A 14,397-nucleotide genomic window follows, 5' to 3' on the forward strand; every position below is an offset into this window, starting at 1 on the left:
TGCGCCATCGGCCTACTTGAAGAACGCGATGCCGTCGTCCGGCAGGTCGTTGATGTCCTTGATCAGCTGGGCCGGGCTGAGCACCTTCTTCAGCTGCGCGGACATGTACGGGCGCAGCGGCACGTTCGGGGCGGCCTTCTCGCCGACCCAGAGCAGCTCGCCGTTGACGAAGCCGTACAGCCGCTTGCCGCCCGAGTACTCCGGGGAGCCCTCGATCCGGGCGACCGCGTCGGTGGAGACGTCGACCTGCGGCTTGCCGTCGGCCAGCTCGCCGTACCAGATCTCGACCGTGCCGTCGTCGCGCACGGAGGAGATCTCGATCCCCCGGGCGCCACTGGTGCCGTCGTGGTTGCTGGTGATGCGCCAGAACGCGTGCTCGTTCTCCAGCGGACGGACCTTCTCGCCCTCCTCGTTCAGCACCCAGGTGCGGGAGCGGAACTCCAGGAAGGGGCGGCCGTCGTGGCGGATCACGATCTCCTGGCCGAAGTTGCACTTCTCCGCGCCCGGGCCCCCGTCACCCGGCAGAGGGGCGTAGACGCCCGCGCCCTCCCAGGTGCCGAGGAGGAAGGCGAGCGGGACGACGTCCTTGTGGAGGTCGGAAGGGATCTCGATCATGTTCCTGGTCGCTGTTCTCGTCGGTGTGGGCCTGCCTCAACCGTACGGCAGGCTCAGCGCTGGCCCTGGTACAGCTTCATCACCGAGAAGATGGCGAACCAGGTGATCAGCACGGCCATGAGGGCCAGCAGACCGTCGAAGAAGATTTCCAGACCGGACACGGGTGGCTCCCAGGCGGCGACAGTGTGGTGGATTGTGCTCGGCTCACTCTATCCGCCGGGTTCCGGCCGGTCGCGGTGAGCCCCACCACGTCGCGGTTCGCGCCGCCCCACCGCGGCTGCCCAAGCTTTGCCCAAGGGTTCCGGGGATGCCGGACGGCGGGGGCGGCCCGACCTCTATGGTGGCGCCATGCCGAAGAAACTGGTCATCAAGGTCACCGCAGGGGCGGACGCGCCGGAGCGGTGCTCGCAGGCGTTCACGGTGGCGGCGGTGGCCGTCGCCAGCGGGATCGACGTCTCGCTCTGGCTGACCGGGGAGTCCTCCTGGTTCGCGCTGCCGGACCGGGCGGCGGAGTTCGAACTGCCGCACGCGGCACCGCTGCCGGACCTGCTGGAGTCGATCCTGGCGGCCGGCTCGGTGACGCTGTGCACCCAGTGCGCGGCCCGGCGCGGGATCGAGCAGAAGGACACCGTCGAGGGTGTCCGCATCGCGGGCGCCCAGGTCTTCGTCAGCGAGATCATGGCGGACGGCGTCCAGGCGCTCGTGTACTGACGCCTCCCCGGGCCCTACGGGTGCTCCTCGTGGTCGGGGCGGTCCCGGTCGTGGCCGGGCTCGTCCCACTTCGGGTCGTCCCAGCGCGGGTCGTCCCACCAGTCGTCGTCCGGGTCCCGCTTGTTGGCGAACACCGCGGCGGCGGGCGGGATGACCATCGCGACCACGCACATGCCGATCGCCGCGCCCACCGAGAAGAACCGCACCACGCCCCAGGCCATGACGAACAGGCCCAGGCACACGCCCATCATGGCGAAGTAGTAGCGACGCCGCCGCCTTGCCTGCACCCCTCCACGGTACGACCGAGGGCCCCTGCACGGCAGGGGCCCTCGGGATGATCCGGGAACGTCGCGGCTCCGGTCAGACCGCGATCGCGACCTCGACGGCGGTGCCCTGGGAGGCCACCACCTGGCGGTCCACGGTCTGGCCCGGCACCAGCGCGCGCAGGGTCCACTTGCCCGGGCGGGCGAAGAACCGGAACTGGCCGGTCGCCGAGGTGGGCACCTCGGCCGTGAACTCACCGCCCTCGTCCAGCAGCCGGACGTAGCCGTTGACCGGCTCACCGTCGCGGGTCACCGAACCCTGGATGATCGTCTCGTTCGCCACGTCAACTCCTGCCAGGTCCGGGCCGCCGGCCTTCGCACCGCACATGTCTGCCTACCTTCTGACTTACTGGCCTTCTGACTTACGGGTCGGGCCTGGGCTCAGTTGCCGAGCTCGATCGGCACGCCGACCAGGCTGCCGTACTCGGTCCACGAGCCGTCGTAGTTCTTGACGTTCTCCTGGCCGAGCAGCTCGTGCAGCACGAACCAGGTGAGCGCGGAGCGCTCGCCGATGCGGCAGTAGGCGATGGTGTCCTTGGCCAGGTCGATGCCCTCGGCCTCGTACAGCGCCTTGAGCTCGTCGTCGCTCTTGAAGGTGCCGTCGTCGTTGGCGTTCTTGGCCCACGGGATGTTGCGGGCGCTCGGCACGTGGCCGGGGCGCTGCGACTGCTCCTGCGGGAGGTGGGCCGGGGCCAGCAGCTTGCCGGAGAACTCGTCGGGCGAGCGGACGTCGACCAGGTTCAGGGTGCCGATGGCGGCGAGCACGTCGTCGCGGAAGGCGCGGATCGAGGAGTCGACGGCCTGCGCCGTGTACTCGGTGGCGGGGCGGGCCGGCACCTCGGCGACCAGGTCGCGGGAGTCCAGCTCCCACTTCTTGCGGCCGCCGTCCAGCAGGCGGACGTCGCCGTGGCCGTACAGCTTGAAGTACCAGTAGGCGTACGAGGCGAACCAGTTGTTGTTGCCGCCGTACAGGACGACGGTGTCGTCGTTGGCGATGCCCTTGGCGCTGAGCAGCGCCTCGAAGCCGGCCTGGTCGATGAAGTCGCGGCGGACCGGGTCCTGGAGGTCCTGCTTCCAGTCGATCCGGACGGCGTTGCGGATGTGGTTCTTGTCGTACGCGGAGGTGTCCTCGTCGACCTCGACGATCACGACCTTCGGGTCGTCCAGGCGGGCCTGGACCCAGTCGGCGTCGACCAGGACGTCGCTGCGGCTCATGGTGGGGTTCTCCATCCGAGGGCGGTTGTACGGAAGGTGCTGCTCAGGAGGGTGCTGCAGGGTGCCCGAGTGGGCGCGGTCCGAAATCCTGTCCGAATACCGGGACGAGGGGGCGGACCGGCGCGGCCGGGCAGTGAACTGCGGAGTACCTCGGCGACCGCCCGCTCACAGAGCCGGACGCGGTCACCGGAAAGATCGGCGGCGGGCTTCAACTGCCCAGCCGGAGCGCCGAATCAGCGCATTCGACACAGACAGGCGGACACGCGGCACAGGTCTACCGCCCGCCGCTTCGTGAGGTCCGTCTGTCGCTTCATGCCGACGATGCTAGGGACACCGGAGGCCCGCTGTCATCAGCGTATCGAATGGTGGGATCGAAACGACCGCATGATGGGATTTAGCCCCGGACCGGCCCGCGGGAGCCCGCGCCGAAGCCGTCCGAACGCATGCGCGGGGCGGAAACGGCACCGCTCCGCGGTCCGCGCTGGACAGCGCGTCTCGCGGAGCGGAACGATTCGGCGGCCCGGGCACGGTACCGGGAACGGCCCGAGAACGGCCCGAGAACGGGACCGGGGACAGGGACTGGAACCAGGACCGGCCGGGGATCAGCCCAGCAGCTTGACGCCCTTGCCGTCGAAGGCCAGCTGGAGGCCCTCCGGCAGCGGCGTCACCCCGCTGCCGCCGTCCTTGTCGGCCAGCTTCAGCCCGGCCGGCAGCGAGTCCAGGGTGAAGCTCATCGGCTCCAGCTGCTGGTTGGTGGCACCGGCCACCAACCCCGCCAGCGAGCTCAGCCGGAAACCGTCCACCGTGACGGTGTTCCCCTTGTTGTGCACCGTGCCCTCGCCGATCGCGATCGGCCCCAGCGAGGCCTTGACCTTCCCCGGACCGGCGTAGGACAGCGTCAGCCGCGAGTTGCCGCCCACCGGCAGCTTGGCCCCGTGCAGCAGCTGGGAGGCCGGCGGCAGCAGCTGCGCGAGGTCCGGGTACGAGATCACCCCGCTGCCGGTGCCGCTGTCCACCGTGGCACTGCTCATGCTGTCGCTGACCTTGACGCCGGAGAGCTGCGCCTTGAACGAGTGCAGCGCCACCTGGTGACTGCCGTCCCCGACGGTCAGGCCGTCGGAGGAGATCCGGACGTCGTCCAGCTTCATCGACACCACCTGGGTGAGGAACGGGAAGCCCTCGATCGAGACGTCCGGGCGCTGGCTCATCCGGCCGCTCTTCACGATCCGGTCGGCGGCCTCGTCCTCGGCCACGCCCACCGCGATCCGGTCGGCCCCCAGCAGCAGGCCCGAGAGCACCGCCAGGCCGATCGTGGCCTTCAGCCATCCGCGCATCGTGTCCCCCGTCGTCGCCGCTCGCTGTGGTCGTTCGTCGCTGAAATCGTTCGCAGTCGGTCGTTCGCAGTGGGTCGCTCGTCGTTCCGCGGCGGACGCGGGACACGTCCGCCCTCGCACGACCGTACGACGTCCGGCCCCGGAACATGGTTCCGGAGCCGGAATCCGACCCTGCGAGCAGCGGACGGGAGGATCAGGCCAGCAGCTCGGTGGCGATCCAGATCAGCGGCGCGGCCACCGCCAGCGGCAGCGCCACCCCCGCCGTCATGTGCACGAAGCGGGACGGGAAGTCGTACGCCGCGACCCGGCGGCCGACCAGCGCACCCAGCCCGGCCAGCGCACCCAGCGCCACCGGCGCACCGACCAGCAGGCCCAGCACCACCGCCGCGGCCAGACCCAGCACCGGGCCCAGCTGCTTCGGTCCGGGCAGCGGCGCCGCGGCCAGCAGGGTGGCCAGCGCCACCGCGCCCACCGCGGCCGGCACCCAGTCGGCCAGCAGCAGCATGGTGCACAGCGCGGTCACCACGGTGGCCGAGCCGAGCACGGTCAGCGCGTAGAACCGCTCCTTCGGATCCGACGGACGGAACGTCTGCAGCACCAGGACGAGCAGGAAGAACCCGCCCAGGGTGCCCACCACCGCCGCCACGCCGCCGTCGGAGTCCGCCAGCAGCACCGCCACGTCCGCCGTGAAACCGGCCAGCGCGGCGAGCAGGATCCCCTGCCGGGCCGGCCACATGCCGTTCAGCCGGAACCAGCCGGCCGCCGTCAGCAGCTGGAGCAGCGCGACCACCAGGGCCAGCGCGACCTGCCCGAGCGCGGCACCGCCGGCCAGCAGCGCGGCCGCACCGGCGGTGATCAGGGCCGGCTGCAGGCCCGGATCGATGATCGGCGAGCCGGTCCGGCCGCGCGGGCCCGCGGACGGCGCGGACGGCGGCGGGACGACCGGGAACGGCGCCGCGGCGGGGACGCCCAGCGGGCCGGGGGCCCCGGCCGGACCCGGCACGCCGGGGGCGGTCGGGCGCTTGAGCGTCATGGTCGGCGGATCGAAGGCCTCCGCCGGCTGCGGCGCGGGAGCCGGCTGCGCCGCGGGGGCCGCGTGCCGGGCCCGCGGCCTCGACGGCTGCTGGAGCTGGAGCTGGATCGTCGGGTCCGGCTGGGGCTGCACCGGCTGCTCCGGCTGCCCCGACTGCCGACGCCGCTGCTGCCTCGACTGCGGCGGCTGCGGCGGCTGGGGTTGCTGCGGCTGCTGCGGCTGAGGCTGCTGGAACTGTTGGGGCTGCTGCTGGTAAGGCTGGGGCTGTTGCGGCTGGTGGAGCCGGGGCTGCGGCTGGAACTGCTGCTGGTGGGGCTGGTGCGACCGGGGCGGCGCGACCGGCACCGAACCGGACACCACCACCGGCGGAAGCAGCGCCGTCACCTCGGCGTCGTCCACGGCCCGCACCGGCGGCATCACCGTGGTCGCGGCCCCGTCGTCGAACGCGGGCACCGGCGGCATCACCGTGGTCGCCGCAGCGTCGTCCACCGGGAAACCGTACGGCGACGGGTGGCCCGGCTGCTGCTGCGGGACGTGCGACTGCTGCGGGTGCGGGTGCTGCTGCGGGTGCTGCTGCTGTGCCCGGGGTGGGTACGGCTGCTGCGGCTGGTGGGGCTGCTGCGGCCATCCGCCGTAGCCGCCGCGGTTCGGGTCGTTCGGGTCGTTCGGGTTGTTCATGTCCGTCACGCCGCTCAGCCTCCCGCGAACGGGGGGAGGACCTCCACCGTCCCGCCCTCGGACAGGGCGACGGTCGCGTGGTCGCGGCCGCCCACCTGGGCCCCGTCGACCAGGTACGAGCAGTGCCCGAGCAGCCGGACGAGCTTCGGCCGGCCGGCGTGCCGCTCCCTGGCCGCCGTCAGCGCCTCCGCCAGGGTCGCCGCCTCGTACGGCTCCTCGGCCAGCCCGGCCTCGGACTTCGCCGCCGCCCAGTAGCGGATCGTCCCGCGCGCCCGGGCGCCGCTCGCGGGCTCGGTGGTCACGCCCATCGGGCCACCCCTTCTCGTCGTCCTCGCCCGGTGCCGGTGTCCCGGTCCGGCTCGACACCTCAGCGGCCGCCCGACCACCCGAACGATGGACCCGAACAGCGCCTTCGATGTGCGTCCCATGATGGCGTGTCCACCGCCACGAGCGGCAATCGCCCTGGCCGGGCCGGCCCGGAGAAAGGCACCGGAGCGCCACCGAGGCGCGCCGGACCGGCGCTCGAAGCTGTGTCCAGCCTCACCCGGCGCACGCCCGAATTGGGCGAACCGCCGGATTCCCGCACTCCCGGTGGAGGGGGCGGTCGGCTATCCTCGACCACCAAGAGGGATCCGGGCAGAGTCGCCCCCGGGTCCTTTTGTGCTTTCAGGACGCCAGTACGGACGTTCTTGCGATTCGTCGGCCCACCCCCGGCGCGCAGCAGGAACCGCCCCACCTGACGCGGCACAACGACGTGCCCCGGCCGGCCGGGGCACCGCCACCGGCACCGGGCCGCCACCCGGCACCGGACCAGACCGGAGGGTTCGCGGTGATGAACAGGGCAGAAACGGTGCGCCAGGGGTTGCGGGACCCCCGGCCGACCCGCCGTCGCGCCCTGCTCGCCGTCCGCTCCCCCGGTCCGCCGCGGCCGACCGTCGTCCTCCCCTCCCCCTCAGCACGTGCGCCATCCGGCTGTGGCGGCAGCCGTAACGCGACCGCGACGACCCGGAAAGGGGACCACCGGGCATGAGTTCTCTCCTCCTCCTCACCAATGCGCTGCAACCCTCCGCCGAGGTGCTGCCCGCCCTCGGACTGCTGCTCCACAACGTCCGGGTGGCGCCCGCCGAGGGCGCGGCCCTGGTGGACACCCCCAGCGCGGACGTCATCCTGGTCGACGGCCGGCGTGACCTGCCGCAGATCCGCAGCCTCTGCCAGCTGCTGCGCTCCACCGGCATCGGCTGCCCGCTGATCCTGGTGGTGACCGAGGGCGGCCTGGCCGCCGTCACCGCCGAGTGGGGCATCGACGACGTCCTGCTGGACACCGCCGGCCCGGCCGAGGTCGAGGCCCGGCTGCGGCTCGCCCTCGGCCGCCTCCAGGTCGTCACCGACGACAGCCCGATGGAGATCCGCAACGGCGACCTCTCGGTCGACGAGGCCACCTACTCCGCCAAGCTCAAGGGCCGGGCGCTCGACCTCACCTTCAAGGAGTTCGAGCTGATCAAGTACCTCGCGCAGCACCCCGGCCGGGTCTTCACCCGGGCGCAGCTGCTCCAGGAGGTCTGGGGCTACGACTACTTCGGCGGCACCCGGACCGTGGACGTGCACGTCCGGCGGCTGCGCGCCAAGCTCGGCGTGGAGCACGAGCAGCTGATCGGCACCGTGCGCAACGTCGGCTACCGCTTCGTCGTCCCGGAGAAACCCGAGAAGGGCGAGCGGCCGGAGCTCGCCCAGCGCCCCGCCACCCACCTGGACGCCTGAGCCCGGGCCCGCCCGGACACCGCTCCGGAGCCGGGCGGGCCGCGGCCCGCCCGGCTTGTCCGGTTCCTCCCGGAGGGGCCCGTCGGCCTGCCGAACAGGGCCCCGGACCCCACTGCCGCCCCGGAGGCCACACGCGTAGACTCCCCCCGTGGCCAAAGTGACGCGCGACGATGTAGCCCGGCTGGCTGGTACCTCGACCGCGGTCGTCAGCTACGTCATCAACAACGGGCCGCGCCCGGTCGCGCCCGCGACCCGGGAGAAGGTCCTCGCGGCGATCGAGCAGCTCGGCTACCGGCCGAACAGCGTCGCCCAGGCGATGGCCTCCCGCCGCACCAACCTGATCGGCATGGTCGTCCCGGACGCCCGCCAGCCCTTCTTCGCCGAGATGGCGCACGCCGTGGAACGGGCCGCCTCCGACCGCGGCAAGCTCGTGCTGATCGGCAACTCCGACTACGTGGACGACCGCGAGGTGCACTACGTCCGCGCGTTCCTCGGGATGCGCGTCTCCGGCCTGATCCTGGTCAGCCAGGGCCCCTCGCAGCGCGCCGCCGAGGAGTTCGCCGCGATGGAGGGCGCCAAGGTGGTGCTGCTGCACCGCCGGCCCGAGGCGATCGACGACGTCGCGGTGGTCACCGACGACGTGGCGGGCGCCGAGGCCGTGGTGCGCCACCTGCTGGAGGTGCACGGGCACCCGTACGTGGCCTGCTTCGGCGGCCCGGTCGAGTCCCCCGCCCCCGGCGACCCGGTCATCGACCACGTCGAGGGCTGGCAGCGCGCCATGGACGCGCACGGCATCCCCACCGAGCCGCACCTGATCGACGCGCCCTTCCACCGCTACGGCGCCTACGACGTCGCGCTCGGCCTGCTCCGCTCGCCGGACCGGCCGCGGGCGATCTTCTGCTCCACCGACGACCAGGCGATCGGCGTGCTGCGGGCCGCCCGCGAGGTCGGCCTGCGGGTCCCGGAGGACCTCGCCGTGGCCGGCTTCGACGACGTGCCGGAGGCCGCGCTCGCCGACCCGCCGCTGACCACCGTCGCGTCCGACCGCGACGCGATGGCCCGGGCCGCCGTGGACCTGGTGCTGGACGACTCGCTGATGGTGCCCGGCTCGGACACCGAGCGGGTCCGCACCTTCCCGTCCCGGCTGGTCATCCGCCGCTCCTGCGGCTGCGGCGGCTCCGCCCCGGACCGATCCGTACCGGAGTAGCCGATTCCGCTCGGCAGGCCGCCTGACCAGGCTTTATGAGAATCCAACGGGCTTCTCTCCCCGTTCTGAGCCGGTTCTCATGCACTCCTCATGCAGCGGGACGAGCTTGGTCGGCATGAGCGAACAGCAGCGGTACCCCGGCGAGCAGTACGGCCCGTACGAGCCCCACGCGTCCCACCCGCGGCACAACCCGTACGGCCAGTACGGCCCGTACGGCCAGTACGAGCAGCAGGGCCCGGACCGGGCCCCGGAGCCCCGGGTGATCGAGGGCACCGTGCTCGGCGGCGGCCCGACCCCCGACGCCCACGGCACCACCGGCCCGGCCGGGTACGGCTACCGCGAGGACCACTCCGGCGGCGTCTTCGACGGCCCGCCGCCGCCCCCGCCCACCCCGCCCGAGCCGCCCACGATCCTCGGGCCGGGCTCCCCCGAGGGCCCCGGCGACCACGGCAACCGGGCCCGGCGCGGACTGCTGCGCGGACGGCTCGCCCTGGTCACCGCCGTCGCCGCGATCGCCGCCGTCCTCGGCGGGGTCACCGGCGGCCTGGTCGCCACCGACCGGCAGGGCACCGACAACCGCGTCGGCACCATCGCCAGCCCGGTCTCCGCCCGCTCCGACGGCAGCGCCGACGTGGCCGCCATCGCCGCCGCCGTCTCGCCCAGCACCGTCCAGATCACCGTCAAGAACGGCAACGGCACCGCCACCGGCACCGGCGTCGTCCTCGACACCGACGGCCGGATCCTCACCAACTACCACGTGATCGACACCGCGACCGCCGGCGGCCGGATCACCGTCACCTTCAAGGACGGCTCCACCGCCCAGGCCACCGTCACCGGCACCGACAAGGCCCTCGACGTCGCCGTGATCACCGCGACCGGCGCCAAGAACCTCACCCCCGCCGTCCTCGGCGACTCCTCCGCCGTGGCCGTCGGCGACCCGGTCGTCGCCATCGGCAACCCCGACGGACTCACCGGCACCGTCACCTCCGGCATCATCAGCGCCGAGAACCGCGACGTCACCGTCCAGCTCGACGAGGGCAGCACCAGCAACAACGGCGGCTTCGGCCTCCCCTTCCTGCCCGGCGTCCCCGGCCTGCGCGGCACCACCCCGCAGCCCACCGGCGGCAGCAGCACCACCTACAAGGCCTTCCAGACCGACGCCGCGCTCAACCCCGGAAACTCCGGCGGCCCGCTGATCAACGCCGGCGGCCAGGTCATCGCCGTCAACTCGGCGATGTACGCGCCCGGCGGCTCCGGCTCCTCCGGCGGCGGCTCGGCCGGCAGCGTCGGCCTCGGCTTCGCCATCCCGATCAACGACATCAAGCAGGTCCTGCCGAAACTCGAAGCCGGCCAGAACCTGTGAGCCACACTCGCTGAGACGGACAATTGCTCCCAGCAGGCCCTCCACCCGACGAGAAAGGGCACCCGCCCATGACCCCGTCCGCCGACGACCGCACCACCGCCGAGGCCGGCCACCCCTCCGCCCGGCTCCTCGTGGTCGACGACGAACCCGCCCTCCGGGACGCCCTGGAGAGCAGCCTCGCCTTCGAGGGGTACGAGGTCGCCACCGCCACCGACGGCTACGAGGCCCTGGAATCCGTCGAACGCGACCGGCCCGACCTCGTCCTGCTGGACATCATGATGCCCCGGATGGACGGCCTCACCGCCGTCCGCCGGATGCGCTCGCGCGGCGACACCGTCCCGGTCCTGATGCTGACCGCCCGCGACGCCGTCGGCGACCGCGTCACCGGCCTCGACGTCGGCGCCGACGACTACCTCGCCAAGCCCTTCGAGCTCGACGAACTGCTCGCCCGCGTCCGCGCCCTGCTGCGCCGCAACGCCCTCGCCGCCGAGGCCGCCGCCCGCGCCGCCGTCGAGGACGAGAGCGAGATGCTCTCCTTCGCCGACCTGCGGATGAACACCGCCACCCGCGAGGTCACCCGGGCCGGCAAGCCGATCGAGCTCACCCGCACCGAGTTCATGCTGCTGGAGATGTTCCTCGCCCACCCCCGCCAGGTCCTCACCCGCGAACAGATCCTCAAGGCGGTCTGGGGCTTCGACTTCGAGCCCTCCTCCAACTCTCTGGACGTGTACGTGATGTACCTGCGCCGCAAGACCGAGCAGGGCGGCATGCCCCGCCTGATCCAGACCGTACGCGGCGTCGGCTACGCCCTGCGCCAGGCCGCCGGCACGAGCGCGTGAACAACGTTCCGCCCCCTCCGCTGACCCCTCCGCAGGCCCGGCCCCGCACGCCCGACCGCCGACAGCGCCTCCTCCACTGGTTCCGCTCCCGCTCCCTGCGCAGCCGCCTCATCTTCCTGAGCGCCGCGGCGGTGGCGGTGGCGATCGCGCTGTCGGCACTGGCGTGCTGGTTCATCGTGGAGAAGCAGCTGTACGGGCAGGTGCGGGCCGACCTGGCCGGCGCGACGCTGCCGCCGCCGCCCCGCGGAGTGCTCAGCCTCCCGTGCTACGCGACGCCGGATCTCGCCCTGCAGAACCAGCCGAGCAGCACAGCTACGGAGAACAGCGCAGCAGTCGTCAGGGACACCCAGTACGTCGTGGCCAATCCGGCGGGTGTCTGCCTGCCCCCGTACGCGACCAAGGCGATCGTAGTCATGCCCGGTGACTCGGCGGGGTTCAGCCTCAGGAACGGCCAATCGATCATCCGTGACGGCCAATTCACCGACGGTACTCCTGCGGTCGTCCGTATTTCACTGACCCACTTCTCGTCACGCCCCGCTCTGCTGATGGTGGCCACCTCCACCCAACCCGTCGAGGACTCCCTCCAGGGCCTCGCCATCCTCCTCGCCTCGGTCTCCGTCGGCGGCATCCTGCTCGCCGCCGTCGCCGGCCGCCTGGTCGCCCGCTCCGCCCTGAAGCCCGTCGACCAGCTCACCGACGCCGTCGAGCACATCGCCCGGACCGAGGAGGTCGGCAGCACCATCCCGGTCCACGGGGACGACGAGATCGCCCGGCTCTCCACCTCCTTCAACTCGATGAGCACCGCCCTCGCCAACTCCCGCGAGCGGCAGACCCGGCTGATAGCCGACGCCGGGCACGAGCTCCGCACCCCGCTGACCTCCCTGCGCACCAACGTCGACCTGCTGATCCGCAGCAACGACACCGGCCGCCCGCTGCCCGCCGCGACCAAGACCAAGCTGCTCGGCAACATGAAGTCGCAGATGCAGGAGCTCACCCTGCTGATCGGCGACCTGCTCCAGCTCTCCCGCCCGGACACCCCGAAGAGCGGCCCGGCCCTCACCGTGGTCGCCCTGCACGAGATCGCCGGACGGGCCGTCGAGCGGGCCGAGCTGCGCGGCCCGGGCCTGGTGTTCGAGACCGACACCGAGCCCTGGTACGTGCACGGCGACGCGGCCGGGCTGGAACGCGCGGTGATCAACCTGCTGGACAACGCGGTCAAGTACAGCCCGCCCGGCGGCACCATCGAGGTCCGGCTGCACCAGGGCGTGCTGACCGTCCGCGACCACGGCCCCGGGATCCCTCCGGACGAGCTCCAGTACGTCTTCGACCGGTTCTGGCGCTCGCCCTCCTCGCGCCAGCTGCCCGGCTCCGGCCTCGGGCTGTCGATCGTCGCGCAGAGCGTCCGGGAGGCGGGCGGCGAGGTCACGCTCGGTCCGGCGGGCGACGGCGGCCCGGGCGCGCTGGCCATCGTCCGGCTGCCCGGCGGCCCCGCCCCTCCCGGGCCGGCTCACGGTCAGTCGATGTCGCTGCCCGGGCCGATGATCTTGATCCGGTCCTGCGCCGGGGCCTGGAGCGGCGAGGCCGCCGAGCTGTGGGCGCTCAGGTAGGTCGCGAAGACGTCCAGGTCCGAGGCGCCGACCAGCTTGTCGGTGCCGGCCGCGAAGGCCGGGAAGCCGTCGCCGCCGCCGGCCAGGAACTCGTTGGCCGCGACCCGGTAGGTGGCGGCCGGGTCGACCGGGGCACCGTTCAGCCGGACCGAGTCCAGGACCACCCGGTCCGCGCCGGTCTTGCGCATGTCCAGGGTGTAGTGCAGGTTCGAGGACACCTGGAGGACCTTCGGCGCGGCGGTGTTGGAGCCGCTCACCTGCTGCTGGAGCAGCTGGATCAGCTGGGCGCCGGTCAGCGTCTTGACCTGCATCATGTTGGTGAACGGCTGGACGGTGAACGCCTCGCCGTAGGTCACCACGCCGTCGCCCTCGGCGCCGGAGGCCTTGTAGACCAGGTCGGAGCGGATGCCGCCGGGGTTCATGAAGGCGACCTGCGCGCCGCCCTTGTCGGCCGGGGCGAGCCCGGCGAGCTGCGCGTCGGCGATCACGTCACCGAGCGGCTTCTCCAGGTCGCTGTTGCCGCGGCCGTTGATGTCCGAGGCGATGTAGCCGATCGGACGGTTGGCGATCGGGGCGGCCAGCTTGGAGTAGCGGTCGACCAGCGCCGTCATGTCGGGCGCCTTCTCGACCGTGCGGCGCACCACGTGGTTCTCGGCCTTGACCGTGGGACGCACGATCTCGCCGGTGGTCTTGTCCAGCTTCATGTCGATCTCGGTGAAGAGCCGGCCGAAGGAGGCGGCACTGGTCACCGAGCGCGGGACGCCGTTGGGGTCGGGGATGCTGCAGGCGTACGCGTTGTGGGTGTGGCCGGTGACGATGGCGCCGACCGCCGGGTCGATCTTCTTGGCGATGTCGACGATCGGGCCGGAGATGCCCTGGCCGGCCGCGCCGCAGTCGTAGTTGTAGACGCTGCTGGCCGGGTACCCGCCCTCGTGGATCAGCGCGACGATCGAGTTGACGCCCTTGGCCTTGAGCTCGGCGGCGTACTTGTTGATCGTGGTGACCTCGTTGGCGAACTTCAGGCCCTTGACGCCCTCGGCGGTCACGATGTTCGGCGTGCCCTCCAGGGTGACGCCGATGAAGCCGACCTTCACGCCCTGGGACTTGGTGATCCAGTACGGGGCCAGCAGCGGCTTGCCGGTCTTCTCGTCGGTGACGTTGGCCGACAGGTAGTTGAAGTTGGCGCCCTTGAAGGTGCGGCCGGGCTCGTAGCAGCCGTCGGTCGGGTGGCAGCCGCCGTCCTGCATGCGGCGCAGCTCCTGCGCGCCCTCGTCGAACTCGTGGTTGCCCACGGAGGTGACGTCCAGGCCGAGCTTGTCCATCGCCTCGATGGTCGGCTCGTCGTGGAAGAGCGCCGAGGTGAGCGGGCTGGCGCCGATGATGTCGCCGGCCGCGACGGTGATCGAGTCGTCGGCCGGGATGCGCGCCTTGCGCAGCTCGGTGGCCAGGTACTCGATGCCGCCGGCCGGGGTGGCGACCTCCTTGCCGGTGGCCGGATCGATCTCCTTGATCGTGCCGGACGAACCGGCCGGGGGCTCCAGGTTGCCGTGGAAGTCGTTGATCGCCAGCAGCTGGAGGTTGACGGTCTTGTGGCGCTTGGCGTCGGCGTCGGCGGCCTGGGCGGCCGTCGGCACGACCACCGTGCCGAACAGACCTGCGGCGGCGACGACGGCGAGCGCCGTCCGTCGGGATCTGACGGTGAGCATGAAGGGTT

Annotated in this window: 15 protein-coding genes; 6 read left to right on the forward strand and 9 right to left on the reverse strand. The window is 72.3% G+C overall.

The window, feature by feature from the left end:
* Positions 1 to 12: 12 nt before the first annotated feature.
* Entirely contained in the window at positions 13 to 615 is a 603-nt protein-coding gene (locus ACFVUY_RS40940; RefSeq protein ID WP_359909407.1) for an FABP family protein, read from the reverse strand.
* Between the two features lie 348 nt (positions 616 to 963).
* On the opposite strand from ACFVUY_RS40940, the gene ACFVUY_RS40945 reads away from it, so the two are divergent.
* Positions 964 to 1,326, forward strand: a complete 363-nt coding sequence (locus tag ACFVUY_RS40945) for a DsrE family protein (protein ID WP_387737085.1) — start codon at positions 964 to 966, stop codon at positions 1,324 to 1,326.
* 14 nt (positions 1,327 to 1,340) lie between these two features.
* On the opposite strand, the gene ACFVUY_RS40950 is transcribed toward ACFVUY_RS40945, so the two are convergent.
* From ACFVUY_RS40950 to ACFVUY_RS40980, 7 genes are all read right to left on the reverse strand, one after another.
* On the reverse strand, positions 1,341 to 1,613 hold the full coding sequence (locus ACFVUY_RS40950; RefSeq protein ID WP_359909413.1) for a DUF3099 domain-containing protein: 273 nt from the start codon (positions 1,611 to 1,613) through the stop codon (positions 1,341 to 1,343).
* 73 nt (positions 1,614 to 1,686) lie between these two features.
* The gene (locus tag ACFVUY_RS40955) at positions 1,687 to 1,977 is read right to left on the reverse strand and encodes a DUF1416 domain-containing protein (protein ID WP_030059605.1); all 291 of its coding nucleotides are present in this window, start codon (positions 1,975 to 1,977) and stop codon (positions 1,687 to 1,689) included.
* Positions 1,978 to 2,030: 53 nt separating this feature from the next.
* A complete protein-coding gene (locus ACFVUY_RS40960) occupies positions 2,031 to 2,864 on the reverse strand; it encodes a sulfurtransferase (RefSeq protein WP_380354414.1) in 834 nt (277 codons plus the stop codon).
* 233 nt (positions 2,865 to 3,097) lie between these two features.
* Complete coding sequence (locus tag ACFVUY_RS40965) at positions 3,098 to 3,178, reverse strand: Ms5788A family Cys-rich leader peptide (protein ID WP_353652343.1); 81 nt, start codon at positions 3,176 to 3,178, stop codon at positions 3,098 to 3,100.
* A 288-nt stretch (positions 3,179 to 3,466) separates the two neighbouring features.
* A complete protein-coding gene (locus ACFVUY_RS40970) occupies positions 3,467 to 4,198 on the reverse strand; it encodes a DUF2993 domain-containing protein (RefSeq protein ID WP_387737086.1) in 732 nt (243 codons plus the stop codon).
* Between the two features lie 193 nt (positions 4,199 to 4,391).
* Positions 4,392 to 5,918, reverse strand: coding sequence for a hypothetical protein (locus ACFVUY_RS40975; protein ID WP_387737087.1), 1,527 nt, complete (start codon positions 5,916 to 5,918; stop codon positions 4,392 to 4,394).
* A gap of 5 nt (positions 5,919 to 5,923) precedes the next feature.
* Entirely contained in the window at positions 5,924 to 6,217 is a 294-nt protein-coding gene (locus ACFVUY_RS40980; protein ID WP_387737088.1) for a MoaD/ThiS family protein, read from the reverse strand.
* 718 nt (positions 6,218 to 6,935) lie between these two features.
* Here ACFVUY_RS40980 and ACFVUY_RS40985 point away from each other — a divergent pair.
* The 5 genes from ACFVUY_RS40985 (at position 6,936) to ACFVUY_RS41005 (ending at position 12,683) form a co-directional block, all read left to right on the forward strand.
* On the forward strand, positions 6,936 to 7,667 hold the full coding sequence (locus ACFVUY_RS40985) for a response regulator transcription factor (RefSeq protein WP_387695515.1): 732 nt from the start codon (positions 6,936 to 6,938) through the stop codon (positions 7,665 to 7,667).
* 148 nt (positions 7,668 to 7,815) lie between these two features.
* Positions 7,816 to 8,874 carry a LacI family DNA-binding transcriptional regulator gene (locus ACFVUY_RS40990; protein WP_387695514.1) on the forward strand — a complete coding sequence of 353 codons (1,059 nt, stop codon included), beginning with the start codon at positions 7,816 to 7,818 and terminating at the stop codon, positions 8,872 to 8,874.
* A 115-nt stretch (positions 8,875 to 8,989) separates the two neighbouring features.
* Entirely contained in the window at positions 8,990 to 10,237 is a 1,248-nt protein-coding gene (locus tag ACFVUY_RS40995; RefSeq protein WP_387737089.1) for a S1C family serine protease, read from the forward strand.
* 68 nt (positions 10,238 to 10,305) lie between these two features.
* Positions 10,306 to 11,076, forward strand: a complete 771-nt coding sequence (locus ACFVUY_RS41000; protein WP_387737090.1) for a response regulator transcription factor — start codon at positions 10,306 to 10,308, stop codon at positions 11,074 to 11,076.
* On the forward strand, positions 11,073 to 12,683 hold the full coding sequence (locus ACFVUY_RS41005) for a sensor histidine kinase (RefSeq protein WP_387737091.1): 1,611 nt from the start codon (positions 11,073 to 11,075) through the stop codon (positions 12,681 to 12,683). Before ACFVUY_RS41000 ends, ACFVUY_RS41005 begins: the two co-directional genes overlap by 4 nt.
* On the opposite strand, the gene ACFVUY_RS41010 is transcribed toward ACFVUY_RS41005, so the two are convergent.
* On the reverse strand, positions 12,590 to 14,389 hold the full coding sequence (locus ACFVUY_RS41010; RefSeq protein ID WP_387737092.1) for a bifunctional metallophosphatase/5'-nucleotidase: 1,800 nt from the start codon (positions 14,387 to 14,389) through the stop codon (positions 12,590 to 12,592). The two genes, ACFVUY_RS41005 and ACFVUY_RS41010, sit on opposite strands and share 94 nt — an antisense overlap.
* Positions 14,390 to 14,397: the final 8 nt, after the last annotated feature.

Origin of the sequence: Kitasatospora sp. NPDC058063 (assembly GCF_042885395.1) — a bacterium.
Taxonomy (GTDB): domain Bacteria; phylum Actinomycetota; class Actinomycetes; order Streptomycetales; family Streptomycetaceae; genus Kitasatospora; species Kitasatospora lactacystinica.

Excerpts from the sequence above, each read along its gene's own strand:
- ACFVUY_RS40940 (WP_359909407.1), bottom strand. The coding sequence starts at position 615 with ATGATCGAGATCCCTTCCGACCTCCACAAGGACGTCGTCCCGCTCGCC.
- ACFVUY_RS40945 (WP_387737085.1), top strand. The coding sequence starts at position 964 with ATGCCGAAGAAACTGGTCATCAAGGTCACCGCAGGGGCGGACGCGCCG.
- ACFVUY_RS40955 (WP_030059605.1), bottom strand. The coding sequence starts at position 1,977 with ATGTGCGGTGCGAAGGCCGGCGGCCCGGACCTGGCAGGAGTTGACGTG.
- ACFVUY_RS40960 (WP_380354414.1), bottom strand. The coding sequence starts at position 2,864 with ATGAGCCGCAGCGACGTCCTGGTCGACGCCGACTGGGTCCAGGCCCGC.
- ACFVUY_RS40965 (WP_353652343.1), bottom strand. The coding sequence starts at position 3,178 with ATGAAGCGACAGACGGACCTCACGAAGCGGCGGGCGGTAGACCTGTGC.
- ACFVUY_RS40970 (WP_387737086.1), bottom strand. The coding sequence starts at position 4,198 with ATGCGCGGATGGCTGAAGGCCACGATCGGCCTGGCGGTGCTCTCGGGC.
- ACFVUY_RS40980 (WP_387737088.1), bottom strand. The coding sequence starts at position 6,217 with ATGGGCGTGACCACCGAGCCCGCGAGCGGCGCCCGGGCGCGCGGGACG.
- ACFVUY_RS40985 (WP_387695515.1), top strand. The coding sequence starts at position 6,936 with ATGAGTTCTCTCCTCCTCCTCACCAATGCGCTGCAACCCTCCGCCGAG.
- ACFVUY_RS40995 (WP_387737089.1), top strand. The coding sequence starts at position 8,990 with ATGAGCGAACAGCAGCGGTACCCCGGCGAGCAGTACGGCCCGTACGAG.
- ACFVUY_RS41000 (WP_387737090.1), top strand. The coding sequence starts at position 10,306 with ATGACCCCGTCCGCCGACGACCGCACCACCGCCGAGGCCGGCCACCCC.
- ACFVUY_RS41010 (WP_387737092.1), bottom strand. The coding sequence starts at position 14,389 with ATGCTCACCGTCAGATCCCGACGGACGGCGCTCGCCGTCGTCGCCGCC.